At 54.6% G+C, this 19779-nt stretch carries 22 protein-coding genes, 1 pseudogene and 1 riboswitch; of the genes and pseudogenes, 14 read left to right on the top strand and 9 right to left on the bottom strand.

Going from position 1 to position 19779, the window contains the following annotated elements; translation table 11 throughout:
• The 5 genes and pseudogenes from F591_RS30860 to F591_RS28925 form a co-directional block, all read left to right on the top strand.
• Nucleotides 1–265: transposase (locus F591_RS30860; RefSeq protein ID WP_211217604.1), on the top strand; the 265-nt coding region annotated here is incomplete at its 5' end.
• A gap of 39 nt (nucleotides 266–304) precedes the next feature.
• Nucleotides 305–526 carry a hypothetical protein gene (locus tag F591_RS31750; RefSeq protein ID WP_156829688.1) on the top strand — a complete coding sequence of 74 codons (222 nt, stop codon included), beginning with the start codon at nucleotides 305–307 and terminating at the stop codon, nucleotides 524–526.
• Nucleotides 527–657: 131 nt separating this feature from the next.
• A pseudogene (locus tag F591_RS28930) lies at nucleotides 658–2295 on the top strand (IS5 family transposase).
• Between the two features lie 127 nt (nucleotides 2296–2422).
• Complete coding sequence (locus F591_RS0124010) at nucleotides 2423–2920, top strand: hypothetical protein (protein WP_026326856.1); 498 nt, start codon at nucleotides 2423–2425, stop codon at nucleotides 2918–2920.
• 274 nt (nucleotides 2921–3194) lie between these two features.
• Nucleotides 3195–3734 carry a stalk domain-containing protein gene (locus F591_RS28925; protein WP_156829687.1) on the top strand — a complete coding sequence of 180 codons (540 nt, stop codon included), beginning with the start codon at nucleotides 3195–3197 and terminating at the stop codon, nucleotides 3732–3734.
• A 56-nt stretch (nucleotides 3735–3790) separates the two neighbouring features.
• On the opposite strand, the gene F591_RS0124000 is transcribed toward F591_RS28925, so the two are convergent.
• Complete coding sequence (locus F591_RS0124000) at nucleotides 3791–5242, bottom strand: SulP family inorganic anion transporter (protein WP_019537147.1); 1452 nt, start codon at nucleotides 5240–5242, stop codon at nucleotides 3791–3793.
• 270 nt (nucleotides 5243–5512) lie between these two features.
• Between F591_RS0124000 and F591_RS0123995 the strand changes: the two genes are divergently transcribed.
• Together F591_RS0123995 and F591_RS0123990 are read left to right on the top strand one after the other, a co-directional pair.
• Nucleotides 5513–5944 carry a universal stress protein gene (locus F591_RS0123995; RefSeq protein ID WP_019537146.1) on the top strand — a complete coding sequence of 144 codons (432 nt, stop codon included), beginning with the start codon at nucleotides 5513–5515 and terminating at the stop codon, nucleotides 5942–5944.
• A gap of 72 nt (nucleotides 5945–6016) precedes the next feature.
• Nucleotides 6017–6113, top strand: a riboswitch (purine riboswitch).
• 68 nt (nucleotides 6114–6181) lie between these two features.
• The gene (locus tag F591_RS0123990) at nucleotides 6182–7618 is read left to right on the top strand and encodes an NAD(P)/FAD-dependent oxidoreductase (protein WP_019537145.1); all 1437 of its coding nucleotides are present in this window, start codon (nucleotides 6182–6184) and stop codon (nucleotides 7616–7618) included.
• Between the two features lie 60 nt (nucleotides 7619–7678).
• On the opposite strand, the gene F591_RS0123985 is transcribed toward F591_RS0123990, so the two are convergent.
• The 3 genes from F591_RS0123985 to F591_RS0123975 all read right to left on the bottom strand — a co-directional run bounded on the left by F591_RS0123985 (nucleotide 7679) and on the right by F591_RS0123975 (nucleotide 9987).
• Complete coding sequence (locus F591_RS0123985) at nucleotides 7679–8899, bottom strand: cation:proton antiporter (RefSeq protein ID WP_019537144.1); 1221 nt, start codon at nucleotides 8897–8899, stop codon at nucleotides 7679–7681.
• A gap of 2 nt (nucleotides 8900–8901) precedes the next feature.
• On the bottom strand, nucleotides 8902–9399 hold the full coding sequence (locus F591_RS0123980) for a cation:proton antiporter regulatory subunit (protein WP_019537143.1): 498 nt from the start codon (nucleotides 9397–9399) through the stop codon (nucleotides 8902–8904).
• A gap of 204 nt (nucleotides 9400–9603) precedes the next feature.
• The gene (locus tag F591_RS0123975) at nucleotides 9604–9987 is read right to left on the bottom strand and encodes a hypothetical protein (protein WP_019537142.1); all 384 of its coding nucleotides are present in this window, start codon (nucleotides 9985–9987) and stop codon (nucleotides 9604–9606) included.
• A 210-nt stretch (nucleotides 9988–10197) separates the two neighbouring features.
• Here F591_RS0123975 and F591_RS0123970 point away from each other — a divergent pair, with 210 nt between their 5' ends.
• The 3 genes from F591_RS0123970 (at nucleotide 10198) to F591_RS31745 (ending at nucleotide 11788) form a co-directional block, all read left to right on the top strand.
• The gene (locus F591_RS0123970; RefSeq protein WP_019537141.1) at nucleotides 10198–10527 is read left to right on the top strand and encodes a hypothetical protein; all 330 of its coding nucleotides are present in this window, start codon (nucleotides 10198–10200) and stop codon (nucleotides 10525–10527) included.
• 211 nt (nucleotides 10528–10738) lie between these two features.
• The gene (locus F591_RS28920) at nucleotides 10739–11479 is read left to right on the top strand and encodes a 3D domain-containing protein (protein WP_019537140.1); all 741 of its coding nucleotides are present in this window, start codon (nucleotides 10739–10741) and stop codon (nucleotides 11477–11479) included.
• A 144-nt stretch (nucleotides 11480–11623) separates the two neighbouring features.
• Nucleotides 11624–11788 (top strand): hypothetical protein, encoded by a 165-nt coding sequence (locus F591_RS31745; RefSeq protein ID WP_156829686.1) that lies wholly within the window; start codon nucleotides 11624–11626, stop codon nucleotides 11786–11788.
• Nucleotides 11789–11935: 147 nt separating this feature from the next.
• Here the strand turns inward: F591_RS31745 and F591_RS32450 are convergent, their stop codons facing one another.
• Nucleotides 11936–12577, bottom strand: a complete 642-nt coding sequence (locus F591_RS32450; RefSeq protein WP_019537138.1) for a hypothetical protein — start codon at nucleotides 12575–12577, stop codon at nucleotides 11936–11938.
• A gap of 145 nt (nucleotides 12578–12722) precedes the next feature.
• Nucleotides 12723–13526: a Cof-type HAD-IIB family hydrolase gene (locus tag F591_RS0123950; protein WP_019537137.1), complete on the bottom strand. Its 804-nt coding sequence runs from the start codon at nucleotides 13524–13526 to the stop codon at nucleotides 12723–12725.
• A gap of 380 nt (nucleotides 13527–13906) precedes the next feature.
• Here F591_RS0123950 and F591_RS0123940 point away from each other — a divergent pair, with 380 nt between their 5' ends.
• From F591_RS0123940 to F591_RS0123930, 3 genes are all read left to right on the top strand, one after another.
• Nucleotides 13907–14701, top strand: a complete 795-nt coding sequence (locus F591_RS0123940; protein WP_019537135.1) for a thymidylate synthase — start codon at nucleotides 13907–13909, stop codon at nucleotides 14699–14701.
• A gap of 36 nt (nucleotides 14702–14737) precedes the next feature.
• Nucleotides 14738–15256, top strand: a complete 519-nt coding sequence (locus F591_RS0123935; RefSeq protein WP_019537134.1) for a dihydrofolate reductase — start codon at nucleotides 14738–14740, stop codon at nucleotides 15254–15256.
• Nucleotides 15257–15354: 98 nt separating this feature from the next.
• Nucleotides 15355–15672: a hypothetical protein gene (locus tag F591_RS0123930; RefSeq protein ID WP_019537133.1), complete on the top strand. Its 318-nt coding sequence runs from the start codon at nucleotides 15355–15357 to the stop codon at nucleotides 15670–15672.
• Nucleotides 15673–16494: 822 nt separating this feature from the next.
• Here the strand turns inward: F591_RS0123930 and F591_RS0123925 are convergent.
• Nucleotides 16495–17706 carry a glycosyltransferase family 2 protein gene (locus tag F591_RS0123925; protein WP_019537132.1) on the bottom strand — a complete coding sequence of 404 codons (1212 nt, stop codon included), beginning with the start codon at nucleotides 17704–17706 and terminating at the stop codon, nucleotides 16495–16497.
• A 149-nt stretch (nucleotides 17707–17855) separates the two neighbouring features.
• On the opposite strand from F591_RS0123925, the gene yyaC reads away from it, so the two are divergent.
• On the top strand, nucleotides 17856–18440 hold the full coding sequence (gene yyaC / locus F591_RS0123920; protein WP_019537131.1) for a spore protease YyaC: 585 nt from the start codon (nucleotides 17856–17858) through the stop codon (nucleotides 18438–18440).
• A gap of 51 nt (nucleotides 18441–18491) precedes the next feature.
• Here the strand turns inward: yyaC and F591_RS0123915 are convergent, their stop codons facing one another.
• Nucleotides 18492–19259 carry a sulfite exporter TauE/SafE family protein gene (locus F591_RS0123915; protein WP_019537130.1) on the bottom strand — a complete coding sequence of 256 codons (768 nt, stop codon included), beginning with the start codon at nucleotides 19257–19259 and terminating at the stop codon, nucleotides 18492–18494.
• Between the two features lie 283 nt (nucleotides 19260–19542).
• Nucleotides 19543–19779, bottom strand: a 237-nt coding sequence (locus F591_RS32445; protein WP_211217627.1) for a hypothetical protein, incomplete at its 5' end; no start/stop codon positions are given.

The following is a 19779-nucleotide window of genomic DNA, read 5'->3' as shown; positions in this document are numbered from 1 at the left end:
CAAAGTAGCTGCCATCTGGTTTGACCGCTGGCTGGGACAAGGGGAACATTTTCAGCATCCGGCAGTAGCCACCTGCATCAAAACGATGCGAAACTGGCGAACGGAGATCGTCAATTATCACTCCTGTCGGTGGACCAATGCGGCGGTTGAAGGAAGAAACAACCGAATGAAAGCCTTTCAACGCCGACATTACTTCACCCGGAACCGGGAACGTTACGTACAAGGACTTCTGGTCGAATGTAACCGTGAACGATTTGGTACATAAAGTCAAGCACTAACTTTGATGTTGAGCCATAATTTTACATTGAAAAACAACCATTTTGAGAACCATGTTGAGAATAATGATGTATATTATTATGATGAAGAACATTCATTTGATTTATTAATGATTGAATATGTTGGTGAGGAAAAATTTGAAGAATGGTTCGAATCTATTGAAGAAAAGGAACGTACAAGGACTGCATTTAAAGAATATTTTAACATATCTGGAGAAAAAATGAATGAAATTTTAGGAACAACTAAATAGGGCTTGCTGAACGCCCCGAAAAGCTGTTAAAAACTGCATAAGCACAAGGGATTCGGGATTTGTATGTCGAAATCATATGCAAAGGAATCTTCAGAAAACAGCCCAAAATCCTTGCAGATGGAGTGACGAAAATGTTCAAGCCGACCGCACACCTCGACAATCAATTGATCCTGCCGGGCGATTTCTTTCTTCCCTTCGGCGGAAAACTGGATGAAAAGAATCGTTGGGTTCAGTTGGCGCAGTTGGTGCCGTGGGCGGCGGCTGAACAGAAATACGGTCGTTTCTTCAAAGACACCTTCCGTGGTCAGCAAACGATCAGCCTGCGGATGGGGCTCGGCGCGCTGATCATTCAGGAGCGCATGCAGTTGACCGATAGAGAAACCCTGGCGTCGATCAGCGAGAATCCCTATATGCAATACTTCATCGGTTTGCCCGGATTTGTCATGAAGCCGCCGTTCCACCATTCGATGATGACACATTTTCGCAAACGTCTGACGGACGTGCTGGCCGAGCTGAATGAGGTCATCGCCACCCAGGGCGCGAAGGAAATGAAAGACGATGACAACGATCCAAGCAACGTGAGCGGCGGCGGGAAAAGAAAGCAGTCGCCGTCTTGCGCCGCTGCAACCGAAACCGAATTCGAACAGCAAGCGCTGTTCGAGGAAACGCAAGTCGAATCGGCAGCGCAAACGCCTGTTGCGGAGCAGACGGTTGAAGCGTCGGCGCCACCGGAAGCGTCCGAACTTGAGACCGATGAGGCCATCGATTCTACCGCGGCGTCGGAAACGCCAGAACAACCGAATTAAGGGACACTGTTGGTGGACGCCACCTGCGCCCCGGCGGATGTGGCGTATCCGACCGATTTGAATTTGCTGAATGAAGCGCGGGAGAAGTTGGAACCGATCATCGATACGCTGCACGAACCGGTCATCGGACAAACGGCAAAACCGCGCACCTATCGTGAAAAGGCGCGCAAGCAGTTTCTGGTGGTGTCCAAACAGCGCAGGCCGGGACCGAAAGTCATCCGCAAAGCCATCCGCCGTCAGCTGGGGTACGTGGAACGGAACCTCGTCATCATTGCCGAGCAAGCAAAGACGCAGCCGCTCACGCTGCTGAGTCGCAAAGCCTATCGTGATCTGCTGGTGATTCATGAACTGTACCGCCAACAGCTCCACATGTACAAGACGCGGTCGCACCAAATCGAAGACCGCATCGTGAGCATCCATCAGCCGCATGTGAGGCCGATCGTGCGTGGGAAAGCGAAGGCGCGAGTGGAGTTCGGCGCAAAGCTCGCCGTCAGCATGACGAAAGGTTACGCATTCCTGGATCGTGCGTCCTGGGATAACTTCAACGAGAGTACAACGCTCATCGAGACGATTGAGAACTACCGTCGTCGCTTCGGCTATTATCCAGCCGTCGTACAGGCGGATCAAATCTATCGCACCCGCGAGAACCGGAACTTCTGCAAGCAGCATGGCATCCGGCTCAGCGGCCCGGCTTTGGGAAGACCACCGAAGGACGGTCCGACTCGTGAACAGCAACATCAGGACAAACGGGATGCCGGTGAACGAAACGCCATCGAAGGCAAATTCGGAGAAGGCAAGCGCAAGTACGGGCTTGGCCGTATTCGAGCGCGTCTCGCGCAGACCAGCCTGTCCGCCATCACGCTGCAACTGCTGGTGATGAACCTGGAGCGCAGGCTCCGCGTTCTTTTTTGCTTTATTTTCGCCTTCCTGTTCCGCCGTCGCCTAGTCCAGAGTTTCGGATAAAAAATCGTTCAGCAAGCCCTAAATAATAGTTCTAATATCAAAAAGATAGTTAATATATTATATATTAACTATCTTTTGGTGTTTAATTATAAAAGTAATATTAGTTTGAATTGCAGGGGGGATGATTTTGAATTATTTATTAATCATAAGTTTAATATCATTTGTGATTTTTCCTAGTATTTATTTTAGTAAAAGTGGAGATATCAACATTAATGAATCATTTAACAAAACTGATAGCCTAAAAAATGAAGATTATTGTGAAAGAAATTATGATGAAGAGCATACATTTGATCAATTAATGATTGATTATGTTGGGAAGGAAAAATTCTATCAGTGGTTTGACTCAATCGAGGAACATGAACGAACACGTACTGCATTCAAAAAATATTTTAATATATCTGATGAGGAATTGAGGACGATATTGGAACGCAAGACTTTTTCTGAAGAATTTGAGCATGATAAGGAACATTCATTTGATTTATTATTGATTGAATATGTAGGAGAAGATAGATTTTACCAATGGTTCGAATCGCTTGAGGAAGATGAACGTACGCTAACCGCCTTTAAAAAATATTTCAATATATCTGACGAGGATTTGGAAAGTATAATAGGACAAAAGAAATAATGCAGGACGATAGACTTTCTTTTCATTTGTAAATTATCTGACATTGTTGATAAATCCAGATTAAACTTCAGCTATGCAGGGGAGAACGCATAGAAAGAATCGAGTATATGGAAGGTAATTGAATGGAATGGAAGAAAGTAACTATAACTTGTTTGTGTACCTTGTTATCGGGAACGAGTTTATCCTATGCGGCCGGAGGCGTGGAAAGCATTCGGGCGTATAATTAATCACGATATGAAGATCACAATTAACAATAAACCTTGGGTACTTGTGAATGAAGATGGCGATGCCATGTCCCCCTGTTATCATTAATGGAATCTCTTATCTTCCAACCAAAGCAGTTGTCGAGATGCTTGGCGGAGAAGTTCGGTGGGACAATACGACAAATACCATATCAATCACTTCTGTAACCGAGTCAAATGGATCTTCTACTGAAAGAGACCGAATGATCCTTAATAAAGTGAATGAACTCAAAGAAAAGCTGAGATTAGGTTTGACTCAAGAGGAGGTCAAGTCATTATTTATGGACGATTACGAGATAGCAAATGATAACGGGGATTTAGAGAATGGAAGCGATTCATATTGGAAATACAGCTTCTTCAAAGAGCCCGGGTATAATCGTGTTGATATTCCCGATCATGTTATTGACCAAGAAGGTCTGAAAAACAATAAAGTTGGAGTCTCTTTATTCATCGGATGGAAAGAAAATAAATTGCACATGTATTCAATCGCTTATGTGGATCCAAAAGATAAGCAAGTTTACTTGTATGTTATGAATCCCGATGGGACAAATTCGGAAAGTCTCATTGACTAAAATGAAGAAAAGCCCTCTTTCGGGGCTTTTCTCATTTTCATCACCAAGATCACCAATCAATGTCCGCCCGTCGAAGCCAGGCCGACCTTCTCGACAATAAGACGGCTCTCCTCATTCAGGCCTGTGATGGAGGCTGTTTTGCCCAACTGCCGGTATTTCGCCACAACCTTCGCGATCGCGGTGACGGCCGAATGATCCCAGACGTGAGACTGGCTGAAGTCGATGAAGATCGCATCGGGGTCGCCGGCATAATCGAATTGCTCGATAAAATGGGACATCGTGCCGAAGAACATTTGGCCTGAGACGACGTAAGTTTTGGCGCCGTTCGCCTGAATCGACGAGGTCATGCGAATGCGGGCCATTTTCCAGGCAAACAGTACGGCGCTGAGCAGCACGCCGGCGAATACGCCTTTGGACAAGTCGTGGGTGGCGACGACAATGGCGACGGTCACGACCATCACCAGGGCGTCGCCGCGCGGCACCTTGGCGATGCCGGTCAGCGATTTCCAATCGAATGTGCCGATCGATACCATGAACATGACGCCGACGAGCGCCGCCATCGGGATGCGGCTGACGATATCCCCGAGCACGAGGATGAGAAAGAGCAGGAACGCGCCTGCCACGAAGGTCGACAGACGGGTGCGGCCTCCGGATTTGACGTTGATCACCGATTGACCGATCATCGCACAGCTGGCCATCCCCCCGAAAAATCCTGTGACCACATTGGCGATGCCTTGGCCCTTCACTTCCCGGTTTTTGTCGCTGCGCGTATCCGTCATCTCGTCGACGATCGTCGCGGTAAGCAGCGATTCCAAAATGCCGACGATCGCCAGCGATAACGAGTAAGGGAAAATAATCCACAATGTTTCCAGGCTTAGCTCGATCTGCGGCACATGAAACACGGGCAAAGCGCTCGTGATGCGGCCCATGTCGCCGACTGTCTTCACCTCAAGGCCCATACTGATCGCCAAAACTGAGACGATGACGATGGCGGCCAAAGCCGACGGTATGGCCCTGGTAAATCGGGGCAAAATATATATAATAAGCAAGGTTAAAGCGACCAGCGCGTACATGACCCAGCCTTCGCCCGCAAAGTGCGGCAGCTGAGCCGCAAAAATCAGAATGGCCAGCGCATTGACGAAACCGGTCATAACCGATTGCGGGACGAACGTGATGAAGCGTCCGAATTTCAACATCCCCATAACGTATTGCAGGATTCCTGCCAGTACGGTGGCGGCGAACAAGTACTCAATGCCGTGATCTCTGACAAGCGTCGCCATCAGCAGCGCCATCGCGCCCGTTGCTGCGGAAATCATGCCTGGCCGTCCTCCCGCAAACGAAATGACAATAGCGATGCAGACAGATGCATACAAACCGACCATCGGGTCGACGCCGGCGATAATCGAGAAGGCGATCGCTTCCGGAATGAGGGCAAGCGCAACCGTCATGCCGGATAGGACGTCACTCCGAACATTGCCGAACCAGGAGCTTTTCAGTTGTTGATTCATTGTGATAGTTCATATCCTCCTATGCTGGATGATGGTGACTTTCCACTCTCAGAAAAGTCGGGGCCGATGTTCGCAGATTTCGATTATACACAAAAACCGCGCGGTTTTCAGCTTGCCAAAACGTCATGTAAGCGCATAAAACGATTCGTTTCTTTGATTTCCGGCATGTTTCAAGCTTATTGAATGGTGTGATCTACATTACATACACAGCGGTGGCAGGCTGATAGCTTTAAAATAAGAGGACGATACCAACAGTTAAGGAGTGAGCGTATGATTTTCAACAAAATATTGATTGCATACGATGGTTCCGAGGCGTCGGAGCGGGCGCTGGACAAGGCGGTGAAGCTGGTGAAGGAAGGCGCGGGAGGCGGTCTGGAGATCGTTCATTCCAGCCATGTTCCCGTAATGGTCGTCGGCGATGCGATCTTTAATGTCTCGCCGGACGTAGAACGCCAGCAGAACGAATACTCCGACAAAGTCGTCGAGCGCGCCCGCCAGGCAGCGGAGGGATTGCCCAACGTTCGGGTCGTTCGGAAGCAAGGGAATGCGGCGCGGGCTATTCTGGAGCACGCGGAAGAGACCGGCTGCGATCTGATCGTGATGGGCAGCCGCGGCTTGGGCGGACTCAGCGAGCTATTTCTGGGGAGCGTCAGCCACCATGTCGTGCATCATGCCACGATTCCGGTCATGATCGTCAAATGACCTAAAACCGAACATTGTTTGTTGAATTCCTATGAATGATTCGGTATTATAAATGTGTAAACGTAAAAAACCTTCGCAACAGTCCGAATCATTCGTATATCCTCAAGATAAGGTTGAGGGTTTCTACGGGAACCGTAAACTCCCAGCTACGAGTGGCTGCTTCGGCGCAGCCCATTCGATGCGGGGAGTTTTTTGCGTCTTCAAAACCACATGAGATCTGGTTGGAGGAAGGACGACATGAGCGACAAGTACGATTTGATCATTGTAGGGGCCGGACCTGCCGGCATTTTTGCTGCGTACGAGATGACGCTGCAAAAACCCGATGCGAAGGTGCTGCTGATCGATAAAGGGCACGACATTCATCGTCGAAGCTGCCCGATTATGGAGGGGAAGATCAAGCTATGTCCGCCTCCGGCGGGGAAGAAAGACTATGCCGGATGCCTGCCGGCCTGCTCCATCACAGCCGGCTTCGGAGGGGCTGGCGCTTACAGCGACGGCAAGTTCAACATTACGACGGAATTCGGCGGCTGGATGACCGATTACTTGCCCGCCTCCAAAGTGCTGGAGCTGATTCATGACGTCGACCGCATCAACCTGAAGCATGGAGCAACCGAGACGATGACGGACCCGACGACCGAGGCTGTCAGGCAGATTGAGCAGCGGGGTTACGCTGCCGGCTTGAAGCTGCTGCGGGCTAAGGTAAGGCATCTCGGGACCGAGCAGAACCTGGAGATTCTCAAATCGATCGCCTCGTATTTGGCCGATCGCATCGATATGCTGTTCAGGGCGGAAGTGGAGGACATCGTAACGGCCCAATCCGGCGGCAAGTATATGGTGCGGGGCGTCGTCCTGAAAAACGGAGAGACCTACGAAAGCGATTACGTATTCATCGCTCCGGGACGGGACGGCTCGGCCTGGCTGAGCGAGGTACTCAGGAAGCGGCGGATCAAAATGTTCAATAACCAGGTCGACGTCGGCGTTCGCGTGGAGACATCGGACATCGTGATGCGCGAAATCAACGAGCATTTGTATGAAGGCAAGTTCATTTACAATACATCCGTAGGCACGAGGGTGCGCACCTTCTGCAGCAATCCGTCCGGGCATGTCGTCGTCGAAAACCACAGCGGCATTATGGCGGCCAACGGGCATTCGTTCAAGGACTCGGCGCTCGGCTCGCACAATACGAACTTTGCGCTGCTCGTATCCCACAAGTTCACCGAGCCGTTCGACAAGCCGAACGAATACGCCCGTGAAATTTGCCGGAGGGCGAACGATTTGTCCGGCGGCGGCGTCATCGTGCAAAAATATGGAGATATCATGAGAGGGCGCCGTTCCACGGCCGAACGCATCCGGGAAGGGTTCCTCGAGCCGACGCTGAAGGAAGCCGTTCCGGGGGACCTCGGGCTGGTGCTGCCGTACAATACGATGAAGTCGCTGATCGAAATGGTGGAGGCGCTGGACAAAGTGACGCCAGGCATCGCTTCCGAGCATACGCTGTTTTATGGAGTCGAGGCGAAGTTTTATTCGGCGCGTCCTAAGCTAAGCGAATCGTTCGAGAGTGAGATCACGGGCCTGTTCTGCGCCGGCGACGGCGCGGGAATTACGCGAGGCTTGGCTCAGGCGGGAGCAGCCGGCTTATGGGTCGCGCGGCAAATTGCCGGGCGGATCGGCTAGGACGGCCATACGAACAAGGAGCCCGCCCGGTATGGGAAAGGCTCCTTTGCTTTTGTTTTTTCAGGCCTGCTCGCTTTGCTTCTTCGGTTTTTCTTTTTCCCATCGGAACACTTTGTTGAGCAGCTGGAATACGGTTTTGGACTCTTTCGTAAGCAGCGGCCCCAGAATCGCCAAGATCAAGACGTACAGGGCGGCGAACGGCTGAATGATCAGATCGAGCCCGCCCGCTTTGCCGAGGTTCGCCATGATGATGGAAAACTCGCCGCGGGATACGATAGTCAGCCCGATGTTGGAGGAAGCTTTGGACGAAAGCCCGGCGCTTCTCCCGGAGATCATGCCCGCGGTAAAGTTGCCGATCAGCGTCAGGATGACCGCTCCGATCGACAGCCAGACGGCGCCGCCCAGGGCTAGCGGATCGATAGAAAGTCCGAAGCTGAAGAAGAACAACGCCCCGAAGAAATCTCTGAACGGAAGAATGAGATGCTCGATTCGCTTCATATGCTCCGTTTCGGCGAGGACAAGGCCGACGAGCAACGCGCCGATCGCCTCCGCAACGTGGATCGTTTCGGAAAAGCCGGCTACCAGGAACAGGAAACCGAAGACGACAAGCAGGAACAATTCGTTGGAACGGATATTGAGCGCTTTGTTAAGCAGCGGGACGACTTTGCGTCCGACAATAAGGAACAGCAGCATAAAGCCGAGTGCGTACAAGGCGGACAGCAGCACGCCTCCGAGCGAGGTGGCGCCGCTGAGAACGAGGCCCGACAAAATGGAGATATAAACGGCGAGGAAGACGTCTTCGAACATAATAATGCCGAGTATCATCTCCGTCTCGGGATTGGCCGTTCGTTTGAGGTCGACCAACACTTTAGCGACGATCGCGCTGGATGAGATCGTAGTGATGCCGGCGATAACCAGCGTTTCCTGAAGCGGGAATCCGGTTAACCAGCCGTAAAGAATGCCTAACGTGAAATTGATGGCGATATAGATGGTGCCGCCGACGGCGATGGAACGGCCGGATTTGATCAGGCGGCCAACGGAAAATTCAAGTCCGAGGTAAAAGAGCAAGAACAAGACGCCGAGGCGGCCGAGAAAATCGATAAACTGAGCGCTCTCGATAAACCGGAAGTCGAACGCGCCGAACTTGGGAGCGTGCGGCCCCACGGCCATCCCGATCAGAATATAGAAGGGGATGACCGAGAACCGCAGCTTTGCCGACAGCAGCCCGACGAGCGCAATAAGAATGACCGCGAGCCCGACTTCTAGCACTAGGTGGTCCATACTCACTCACTCCCATTCTGCAGAATGGCCTTGAGTGCCTTCAGGTGCTGCCGCTCTCCCGCTACGATGAGGGTCGATTCCGCTCGCAGTACATATTCGGGCCCCGGGTTGATCGTCTTATTGGAATTTCCTTTTTCGACAACGGCGATGATGGTTGCGCCCGTTTTCTGTCTGACGTCGAGATCGCCGATCGTTTTGCCGATACAAGGCGAAGCCTGCTCGATTTTGTACCATTCGATGACGAGATCGTTCAGCACGACTTCGATGTTCTCAAGCGCTTTGGGCTTATAGGTCAGACCTCCGATAATGCCCGCTACTTGCCGCGCTTCCTGATCGTCCAGCGTCACCATGGAAATGCTGTCATCCGGATCGTCGTGATCGAAGTGGTAGAACTCGCGCCGCCCGTCGTCGTGGATGATAATGACCATTTTATCGCCGTCGCGCGTATGAATTTGAAATTTTCGGCCGATGCCCGGCAGATCGGATTCTAGAATGTTCATTGTTTAGTCCTCCTGTGGGTGCTTTGCTTCCTGATATACGCCTATGACGAGCGAATCCTTCCGTCATCGGTCGTCACCTGCGGGGTTGAAAATTCGGCCCGTAGATTCCGCCAAATTTTTCAATATAGATATATTGTGGCAATTCACCTAAAGAACCATTCGGAAGCAAAAAATAATCAAATGATGCGCTAATGGATCGCAACGTTATCGGATCGTCAAAGGCTGCGTCATTTCGTGCACGAAATTGGAGGTATATTTGATCGGCATAAGCAAAAGACGCTTCATCCGGACCGGAATGTAGGCGTATAAATGAGCCGGAGCCAGCCAAACGCCCACACAAAGCAGAATAGGCATCATCAGCAGGATGGGCTCGGGCTTGGTTGACAATAGAGCCTTTAAGGGAGCGTTGCTTCGGTAATGGAAGGAATGATGAGAATCGGACATGAGGCCCCATTTGTATGATTCCTCGATATATCCGGTGCTGTTCTCAGCATATATCGGCACGATGGCGGAGAAGATCAGGATCACCAGCATTGCAAGGCGGAATACAGAAGGGTAACCGCCGTTTTTTGGTTGAATCTGGATCATTCTTGCCACCTCCCGCTCCCTTTTTTCCTTATCCGACCGGTAACCGACCAGACAATAATTATACCCTATTTTGGACGCTTTGTCATATTTGGCGTCCTCGCATGCCGGCCGGTGCTGTGCATTCGTCCATACCTTTTTCAGGGCAAATGCATATGGTGTAGCAATAAGGCCCATGGGCAGATGGCGAAAAACAAGACGGAGGGATGCGCGATGTGGAGCACAGGAGATTGGCCTGACCCGCAAAGCAGGAAGCATTGGGACGGGCACCCGTACCGGAGGGCGGCAGGCGGTGCGCAGCCGTTTCGCGGACGGAGCGGATGGCTGTTCCTGAAGGAAATGAATGCGGGCATGGACGATATGCTTGCGCTGGCCGACAAAATCAAACAGCTGTACGGGGCTTACAAAGAGTTCGAGCCGATCATCCGCAATGTCATCACGAAAAGCGTGCAGCAGGAGGAGCCTCTGGAGGAAGAACTTCTCCCGCGCAGAGAGGGAAGCCGCCGCGGGAAGAAAACAAAGAAGCCGATTCGGCGGTTTTGATCGAGGGCAAGACGGAAGCGGCCAGACTGACTGAAAGCACCGGACAGCGAAAGGCCTCGCGGAGCAGCCCGCGGGCGGCTCTGCGAGCGGTTCCTTCCGCTCCTAACGGAGATACATAGAGCAGCGGCTGTCCGGAGCCGGGTATAAAATCTAGTTTCTCCGTCCATTCTATTACTATCAATCTAGCAAGAATGGATAGAGGAGGAACACAATGCATCGGCAAGTGAATCAAGTCGGCTTATTGGCTGCTCTTCTGCTGGCGGTTGTCATGGCAAGTCCCTCTGCGGGACAGGCTTACTTCGAGACGGAGGACCGGTACGGTCCGGGGTACAATCAATTTGCCGTCATTCCCGAGACGGACAATTATGCCCCCTATGCGCTGGAAGCGTTGAATCGGTCGGCGGCAGGCGAAGGAGCCGGGCAGGCCGCGCTGCTGCCGAGTCCGATCAAATATCAGGTGAATAAAGGGGATACGCTGTACCGGATCGCCCGCGCGTTCGATGTATCGGTCTCTTCGCTGATTGCCGCCAACGACATCGAAGACCCCGGCCGGCTGACGGTCGGACAGCAGCTGGAAATTCCCGCGGAAGGCGCGCAGCTGATGCTGCCAAACGGCGAGGAGCGCGTGATCGAGAAGGTGCTGCAATCGACCCTTACGGCCTATACGGCCGGCGCGGAATCGACGGGCAAGCGGCCCTCGCATCCCGCCTACGGCATTACGTCCAGCGGCAGCAAGGCCGAGGAAGGACGCACGATCGCCGTCGATCCTTCCGTGATCCCAATCGGTACTCTCGTCTATATCGACGGAATCGGCTTGCGCAAGGCGGAGGATACGGGCTCGGCCATCAAGGGGGCGCGAGTGGATGTGTTCATGAACGATGTAAAGCAGGCCATCCAATTCGGAGTCAAAAAGAACGTAAAAGTATACGTATTGTCTTCAGATAACGCCTGACCGCAGCGGCGGATGCGGGAAAGCCCGGCGTCCGCCGCATGTTTGGCTTATGTCTGCCAGGCGGTTGAAGCGCTTATTGGAGTAAGGTATGCTTACGATATCAGAAGCAGGGTTGAACAGCGATCAGGGGAAAAGGAGGAGCGAATGATGACGAGCGCTGCCGACCAGGAAGAGCGCGTGCCGATTACGGATACGTTCCTTGAGGATTATGCGGATTACCTGGAAGAGGACCGGTGGAGGCGGGGGGCGCCGGGGACGGATGGCCGGCTTCGGCGAGAGCCTCCGGTTCCTCGCCCAAAACGGCTGTAACGACAGCATAGGCTGACGAAGCGCACCGTTCCTTTTGGGCCAAGGCCGCGAAGAGTCTCGGCAATCTGTTTCCAAGAGCGGTAAAATAACAATGGCAGAAGCCTGCGGATATATCTCCGCAGGCTTCTGCCGTCTGGAACGGGTGCATTAGTAGCAGACAAACGTTGAGATTTGCCGCAAATCCAGTCCGAAATAACCCCAGAAACCGAATGGGGGGAACCCAAACCAGCGATATCCGGCAATCGAATTGCGGCCGACGAAGGTCAAAAACATCCAATATTGCTGCCCGTTCGTCTGCCAGATATATACGTACCTAAACAAACATCTGCGAATGCCGCCCGGATCGACGGCAAACAGCTGCTGCTGCGGTCTGGGCGGCGTGAACGCCGGCGGAGGCGATTGAGGCGGTCCCCCGACCCCGCCCGGGGCGCCGCCAGGGAAGCCACCCGGGGCGCCGCCGGGGAAGCTGCCGGGAGCGCCGCCGGGGAAGCCGCCCGGGGCGCCGCCGGGGAAGCCGCCCGGGGCGCCGCCGGGAAAGCCGCCGGGAGCGCCGCCGGGGAAGCCGCCCGGGGCGCCGCCGGGAAAGCCGCCCGGGGCGCCGCCGGGAAAGCCACCCGGGGCGCCGCCGGGAAAGCCCCCGGGAGCGCCGCCGGGAAAGCCGCCGGGAGCGCCACCGGGGAAGCCGCCCGGGGCACCGCCGGGAAAGCCCCCTGGGGCCCCCGGGATCGTTCCCGGCGTTAGCGACCGGGTCTGATTCCCTTGATTTTCCGCGAATTGTTGTTTGGACATTATGCATCTCTCCTTCTTGCGCGCTATGCGAATGCCTATGTTCAACAACAATGTATGCGGACGTTCGCCTATTGTGCCTGTGCCAATGAAAATGAGGGTCAATTTTTTTTCGGACTTTCCTCAACCTGCATCTTGCGAAGCAAGCTTATGCCGAAGGAGACAATACAAATTTCTCTACGGCGTGCTTGACGCCGTCTTCGTTATTGCTGAGGGTGACGTAATCCGCGATTTCTTTCAAGGCGTCGACCGCGTTACCCATGGCGACACCGAGACCGGCTGCCTGAAGCATTTCCCGGTCGTTCCAGCTGTCGCCAATCGCCATGACCTCTTCGAGCTTCAGGCCGAAATGCTCAGCCAAAAAGCGGATGGCGTCTCCCTTCGTCCCTTCCTTATGAACGACCTCGAGAAAATGAGGCTTGGATTTCGTAATATGAACCTGCTGCCCGATAGCCCCGCGCAATTCAACCGCCACCGAATCCAGCTTGTCCGGCTGGTCGATCATGAGCAGCTTCGTATTCGGCTTGCCGATAAGGGATTCAAAATCAGGCTCGACCGTATAAGGAATTTTCGAAAGACGGGCATATTCCTCCGCTTTATCGTTGCTTTCCCGCACATACAAAATATCATTGTGGTACAACTGCAGATGAAGACCCGATTGCTGGCAATAGTCGTATATGAAGCGCGCGGCTTCCTGCGGCACGTTCCTTTCGTACAGCACCTGCTCGTCGATCGACGTCTTGACGAGCGAGCCTTGATACGTAATCAGCGGCACGTTCAGCGCCAGCTGCGCGGCAAGCTGCCTGGCCGAGGCGTACATCCGCCCGGTCGCCAGCGTAACGATAACGCCCCGCGAGACGGCCTCGGCCAAAGCCTGGCGGGTCCCGGCGGTAATCTGCTTGTGGTCGTTAATCAGTGTATCGTCGATATCGATCGCGATCATTTTATACATGGTCTTCTCACTCCTGCCCGTATGATAAGTCGTCACCATTATACCGCACCGCCCGGGGGGATGTAACCTTAGGGCACGCACTGTTCGCAAGGGAGTAACCTAAGGGCACGCACCGTCCGCAAGGGAGTAACCTTAGGGCATACACCGTCCGCAAGGGAGTAACCTTATGGCCTGCATCGTGCGAGGGAGCCAAAGGGGCGAAGCGGATTGCGCTGTCATTTCGGCCAACGTCACCCGTGCCATCATGAGCGGAATTGAAATGGCGAAGCAAGTGCCGAAAATTTCGGAAGCGGAATGGGCAGTTTGGAATCCGTACTGATAATATATAATTTATATTGTATTATATTAATGGTTAACGATTTCAATGATTGAGGTGGCTTATGAAGGCGTACCTGGAACTGCTACAGGATATATTGGACAATGGCGTGCGAAAGGAAGATCGCACGGGCACCGGCACGATCTCCGTGTTCGGAAGGCAAATGAGAATCGACCTGCAGCAAGGCTTTCCGCTGCTGACTACCAAAAAACTGCATACGAAGTCCATCATTCACGAGCTGCTCTGGTTTTTGAGCGGCAGCACGAACATTCGTTATTTGCAGGACAACGGGGTTACCATATGGGACGAGTGGGCCGACGAGAACGGAGATTTGGGGCGCGTATACGGAGCGCAGTGGCGGACGTGGCTTGGTCCTGACGGCCAGGTCGTCGACCAGATCGCCGGCGTCATTGAGCAAATTCGCCGCAACCCGGATTCGCGCAGACACCTGGTCAGCGCCTGGAACCCGGCGGAGGTGGACGGCATGGCGCTGCCGCCTTGCCACTACGCGTTTCAGTTTTACGTGGCGAACGGGCGGCTGTCGTGCATGTTCCAGATGCGCTCGGTCGATACGTTTCTGGGATTGCCGTTCAACCTGGCGTCGTATGCCCTGCTGACCCATATGGTCGCTGAGCAGTGCGGTCTGGAGCCGGGCGAACTGGTCTGGAACGGGGGCGACGTGCACATTTATTTGAACCATCTGGAGCAAGTGCAGCGGCAGCTCTCCCGGGAGCCGTATCCGCTGCCCAAGCTCGTTATCAAGCGGAAGCCGGACTCGATCTTCGATTATCGGTACGAGGATTTCGAATTCGAGGGATATCAATTCCACCCCGGCATTAAAGCGCCGATCGCCGTATAGCGCCCGAACGTAAAACCTCCTGAGGAGAGATGACAGGTGACGATTTCTTTCATTTTGGCCATGGACGAGCAGAGGGGCATCGGCGTCGATAACCGGCTGCCTTGGCGGCTGCCGGCGGATCTCGCTTTTTTCAAAGCGACGACGATGGGCCATGCCGTGCTCATGGGGCGCAAAACGTACGAGTCGATCGGAAAGCCGCTGCCCGGACGGACCAACATCGTGCTGACCCGCGACCGCGATTATCAGGCGCCGGGCTGCACCGTCGTTCATTCGGTGGAGGAGCTGCTGGCGTTCGCCAAAGCTGCGGACAGGGCAGATAACGGCGAAGAGCATGAAATTTTCGTCATCGGCGGCGCAGAAATATTCCGGCTGTTGATGCCGGTCGCGGACCGCATGTACATCACCGAAATCGCCCATACGTTCCCGGCCGATACGTTCTTCCCGGAATTCGGCAGCGAGTGGCAGGAGGTGCGGAGAGTTCGCGGCGTGAAGGACGGGGCCAATCCGTACGATTACGATTTTGTCGTCTATGAGCGCAAGCAGGACAGCCGCTGAACTGCAAGGGCCCAAGTGTAAAATCAAGGAATGAATCCCGGGCGTTTCGCGCATCTTAAGCATTGTAACGATCGCGATCACCGGGAGGAGATGCACAAGTGACGGAAGTGAACCAGCATCAAATGCCGCTCAGGCATGTGATCGACAATGCCGAGAAGGCGATTCAAATCGCCAGGGACGCGGAGATGGCGGTTCGCCACGCGCAGCTGGAATCGAATCCGCGCGAATTTGCCGGTGCGGCGGCGCAGCTTGAGACAGCGCGGCGTGAGCTCGAGAAGGCGCAGAGTCAGATGGAGGCGAATGACGACGAGCACCATCATCAGGAGATGGCGCAGGTTCAAGATCAGCTGACGCAGGCGATGCAAAGCCTGGAGGCCGTCTCCGCGAATATGGAGCAGCCAAGGCAGATGAGGTAACATCGGTTTGCCGGCAGGCAAAAGGCATGACGATAACCGCTAATGACGCGGCGTTCGTCCATGCCTTTTTTCGCGTCATCAAGAATTTATAAATATTCGGGCTGTAGGACTCAGCCCTTCGGTTAGCGTTCCGCTAGCCGTGGGCTCACGTTTGCCGGGCAGACCTTAAGAAGCTTAAAGCTAGCCACAGAGCTTATTTCACTCGAAACGACCGGTGTGAAATTGTAACGCTAATGAGCCGCCTTATTTGGCATGTTTGGCTACCCAATTCCGCGTTTTTGACAAAATAGCGCTACGTAGTTACGTTACATTTTAAACAGGGTTCGTTTTAGCAAAATAGCGTTTGTCACAAGCGTTAGAGGTGATCATGCGGCCAGCAGGTTCCCTTGCGTCAGCGGTCGTCACCCGTGGTTTGAAAATTCGGTCCAGTGGATACCGCCAAATTTTCAAGATAGATGTCCATGCGGCTTGCACGGCAAAGGGCCTCGGCGGAGCTCAAGGGTTTCGCAGCGAACAAAAAAGATGCGCGAAGCCGCGCACCCCCTTATATGTCTGTGATTTCGTATATGTGGGCTAGCCATGAATGGTCGCCGTTCAACAGAACTGGTAAGCGACAATTAAAACGAAGGTCAGCAGCATGCTTCCAACAGCGTAAGTTAACTGCCTTTGAGTAAGGTTCATCCGTTCTCTCCCTTTCGTCTGTCTCCAAAATGATTTTATGTCAAATTGTATCATGCTTGTGTTAATTTTTTATGAATGCCGTATGAAAAATCGATGTTTTTTTGCAAAAAATGCGCGAGCATCCGCGTCTCCAGGCACCTCTTAAGGCTCCTGAAGCCGCTTCAGCTCGCGCAGCGGGTAGAATGTGCCGCGCCAATAGATGCCTCCCTGGCGGAGCGTCAGCCACACGGAGCGGATGACGATCCAGGTCAAAAGCAGCGCCGATAGAGGCAGCACAGCCAGCTCCGATGCGGGGCGGCCGAGCATGGCGCGGGTGTGCAGCATATAGGCGGCAAGCATCATCAGAGCGCACAGCGCATACGCCACGGCCGGCCATCCCTGTGACGCGAACAGGCCGATCCATGGGTAGATGAATACCAGCAGCTGGCCGGCGACGCCGGCACCCGCCTTCAGCACGCTGTAGCCGAAGCCGGAGAACAAGTTTTTTTCCAATCCGCGGATCGCTTCCTTCATCCCCGGATACCATTCGACGGCGAGATGATCCGGCGCGGTCGCGAGCCGCTGCCTTAGACGGTGCCGCTTGACCAGCATGCCGAGCTGCAGATCGTCGTCCGGACGGCGCGCGATCGCCCGGTGGGTGCCGATCCTCTCATACGCCTGGCGAGTAAGCAAATTGAAGGCGCCGATGCCCATCCCCGTCCGGTCCTGCAAGTCGTCGTTGGCCCGCCAAGGGCGGACGTACAAGCTGAGCGTAAAGAAGAAATAGCGGACGAACGCTTGCAGCCAGAAGCCCTTGGTCACCATCCTCGGCGCCAAGGTGAGATGGTCCGCCTTCGTTTCCTGTAAGTATCGCACCGCCGCGGAGACCGCATCCGGGCTAAAGGTGATGTCGGCGTCCGTAAATAGCAGCAGGGAGCCTCTGGCCTGAAGATAGCCTTGATAGAGCGCGTGATTTTTGCCGAGCCAGCCGTCCGGCAGCCGGGTCACATGGATGACGCGCAGCGGAACGGGCAGCTCCTTGCGGCCTTCGGACCAGCGGCGCAGCTCGTCCAGCTTGCGGCCGGTGGCGTCCTGCGAACGGTCGTTGACGGCGATAATTTCAAGCCGCGGATAGTTCTGGTCAAGCAGATGCTTGACCGTGTCGGTTATTGAGTCTTCCTCTTCCTTGGCGGCCACAATGACGGAGACGAGGGGAGTTTTGCCCGCGTCCTCCGCCCACCGGTTTCCGGCGCCGAAGGGGGCGGCTGCTTGCCGCGGCAGGCGGAGCATCCATTTGCGGGAATGCAGCGTATCCGCGATCGCCCATATCCAGTAAGCTAGTGAAAGCAAAGAGAGCACTACCGGCCAAGTCATTGCGCGTCCTCCTCGAAGCTCGAAGTTTGTCGTATGCATTATATCATGCCGAGGAAAGCCTGCCCAAATAGGGGAGCGGAACGAGCCGGCTCTGTGCTACAATAGACTTCGTACCTTACAGAAATCGACCGTCGAATGGGGGACAAGTAATGGAGGAGAACGGCGCTCCGCTGTTTCGGAAAAAGCTGCGGGGAGATGAACTGGCGGGATTTTTCCGTACGATCCGGGAGCAGGGACTTGCTGCAGAAGACATCGTATTCTTGTGCATCGGCACCGATCGCTCGACCGGCGATGCGCTGGGCCCATTGGTAGGAACGATGCTGCAGGAGGCGGGGTACCCCCATGTCATCGGCACGCTTCCCCGGCCGTTCGACGCCAGCAATATGCGGGAGCGGATGAGGGAGCTGCCGGCCGGCAAGCGCGTGCTGGCCATCGACGCCTGCCTCGGCCAGCCTTCCTCGCTCGGATGGTACCAGGTTTCGAACCGGCCGATCGAGCCAGGCAAATCGGTAGGCAAGCAGCTGCCGCAGGTCGGGGACTATTCGGTGGCCGCCATCGTCAATATCGATGCCGGCCAGAAGTATGCCGTGCTGCAGAGCACCTCGCTGTTTAGGGTGATGACGATGGCGGGCGAAATCGCCGCGGCGATCCGCGAGGTGTTCCCCGTCCAAGGGATACGGCCGGTCTTTGCCGTTAATCGGCCGCAGCTTATGGAAGAGGAAAATGGCGCATAGCGCCTGATGGGCCCGGCCAGACAGGGCTCCCAGCCGTCCGGCGGAAGCTCCTCAGCCGGCGATCAAATCCCATAGCTGCTTGCCGATGAGCAGGAAGGTCACGAGCAGAAAGAGCGGCTTGACATATTTGGCCCCTCGCCGGATGGCGACCTGCGAGCCGACCAAGGCGCCGACGATCATCGCCGGGCCCATGACCAGGCCGTAGCCGAGATGGACCGAGCCGAGCAGCCCAAAGGTGGCCAAGCTCCCGATGTTGCTGGCGAAGTTGAGCACCTTCGCATTCGCGGAGGCGCCTACGAAGTCGAAGCCGAGCAAGAGAAACAGGAACAGCAGAAACGAGCCTGTTCCCGGGCCGAAGAAGCCGTCGTAGAACCCGAGAGCGAAGGCGGCGGTGCCGGCGATTATTTTGCGGAGGGCCGTCATGGGAGCGGGGATCGGCGAGCCCTGCCAGCTTTTTTTGAGCAGCGTGTACGCCAGCACTACGATCAGCAGAACGACGACCAGCGGCCGCAGGAAAGACGCGGGCAGCAGATACGCAGAATAAGCGCCGAGCACGGAACCGATCAGGGACAGTGGGAACAGAGCGAGAGCGAGACGTCCCTTGATTTTGCCGGAGGTCAGAAAAGACATGGTGCTCGTCAAGGAAGAGAGCGTGCCGCACAGCTTGTTCGTGCCGAGCACCATGCCCGGCGGAAGGCCTGTCATGAGCAGCGCGGGCACGGCGATCAGCCCGCCGCCTCCCACGACGGAGTCGACGAAGGCGGCGGCAAAGCCTGCGGCGACCAGGAAGACAAGCAATTCGGTCGAAGGGAGCTCCATAGTGATCGATACTCCTTGCAGTGTGACGATCGCTTCCTTTCGTCCTCGGTCGTCACCTGCGGTATTGAAATTTTGTCGGCGTATACCGCCAAATTTTCAAGATAGACGTCCATGCCGCCTTGCGCGACACCATCGGAAAACGGCTGGACAGGTCTGGCCTATTATTACCCCCATGCGGCTTGCGCGGCACCATCAGATGGTGAAAATGTGCCGCGGGCCCGGGGCTATTCCACGAGAGCCAGCAAATGTTGTATTTTGTACAACAAAAATGGGGGGATAACCCCTATTTGCGGCTCAATGTTGTAAAAAGTGCAACAATTTGGGCGATATTCCCGGATTTGAAGCCAACCCCCCCTAAATTGTTGCACAAAATACAACATTCTCCTTCTTCTGGGGCGAAGAGGACAGTAAATGTTGCATTTTTTGCAGGATTTGTCGCCTCATGTGACCGGTGTAGCTCTGGGAGGGGCCGCGGGCCCGGGGGGTTATTTTCAAGATAGACGCCCATGCCGCTCGCGCA

The organism is Paenibacillus ginsengihumi DSM 21568 (assembly GCF_000380965.1).
GTDB classification, from domain to species: Bacteria; Bacillota; Bacilli; order Paenibacillales; family NBRC-103111; genus Paenibacillus_G; species Paenibacillus_G ginsengihumi.
This window is presented reverse-complemented; position numbering and strand designations above follow the sequence as displayed.

What these genes read in the sequence shown, in the direction of transcription:
- F591_RS0123925 (WP_019537132.1), bottom strand. Translation starts at nt 17,706, where the DNA reads ATGACTTGGCCGGTAGTGCTCTCTTTGCTTTCACTAGCTTACTGGATA.
- F591_RS31745 (WP_156829686.1), top strand. Translation starts at nt 11,624, where the DNA reads ATGATGACGAGCGCTGCCGACCAGGAAGAGCGCGTGCCGATTACGGAT.
- F591_RS0123985 (WP_019537144.1), bottom strand. Translation starts at nt 8,899, where the DNA reads ATGGACCACCTAGTGCTAGAAGTCGGGCTCGCGGTCATTCTTATTGCG.
- F591_RS32450 (WP_019537138.1), bottom strand. Translation starts at nt 12,577, where the DNA reads ATGTCCAAACAACAATTCGCGGAAAATCAAGGGAATCAGACCCGGTCG.
- F591_RS0123915 (WP_019537130.1), bottom strand. Translation starts at nt 19,259, where the DNA reads ATGGAGCTCCCTTCGACCGAATTGCTTGTCTTCCTGGTCGCCGCAGGC.
- yyaC (WP_019537131.1), top strand. Translation starts at nt 17,856, where the DNA reads ATGGAGGAGAACGGCGCTCCGCTGTTTCGGAAAAAGCTGCGGGGAGAT.
- F591_RS28925 (WP_156829687.1), top strand. Translation starts at nt 3,195, where the DNA reads ATGAAGATGGCGATGCCATGTCCCCCTGTTATCATTAATGGAATCTCT.
- F591_RS0123970 (WP_019537141.1), top strand. Translation starts at nt 10,198, where the DNA reads ATGTGGAGCACAGGAGATTGGCCTGACCCGCAAAGCAGGAAGCATTGG.
- F591_RS0123995 (WP_019537146.1), top strand. Translation starts at nt 5,513, where the DNA reads ATGATTTTCAACAAAATATTGATTGCATACGATGGTTCCGAGGCGTCG.
- F591_RS28920 (WP_019537140.1), top strand. Translation starts at nt 10,739, where the DNA reads ATGCATCGGCAAGTGAATCAAGTCGGCTTATTGGCTGCTCTTCTGCTG.
- F591_RS0124000 (WP_019537147.1), bottom strand. Translation starts at nt 5,242, where the DNA reads ATGAATCAACAACTGAAAAGCTCCTGGTTCGGCAATGTTCGGAGTGAC.
- F591_RS0123950 (WP_019537137.1), bottom strand. Translation starts at nt 13,526, where the DNA reads ATGTATAAAATGATCGCGATCGATATCGACGATACACTGATTAACGAC.
- F591_RS0123990 (WP_019537145.1), top strand. Translation starts at nt 6,182, where the DNA reads ATGAGCGACAAGTACGATTTGATCATTGTAGGGGCCGGACCTGCCGGC.
- F591_RS0123940 (WP_019537135.1), top strand. Translation starts at nt 13,907, where the DNA reads ATGAAGGCGTACCTGGAACTGCTACAGGATATATTGGACAATGGCGTG.
- F591_RS0123980 (WP_019537143.1), bottom strand. Translation starts at nt 9,399, where the DNA reads ATGAACATTCTAGAATCCGATCTGCCGGGCATCGGCCGAAAATTTCAA.
- F591_RS0123975 (WP_019537142.1), bottom strand. Translation starts at nt 9,987, where the DNA reads ATGATCCAGATTCAACCAAAAAACGGCGGTTACCCTTCTGTATTCCGC.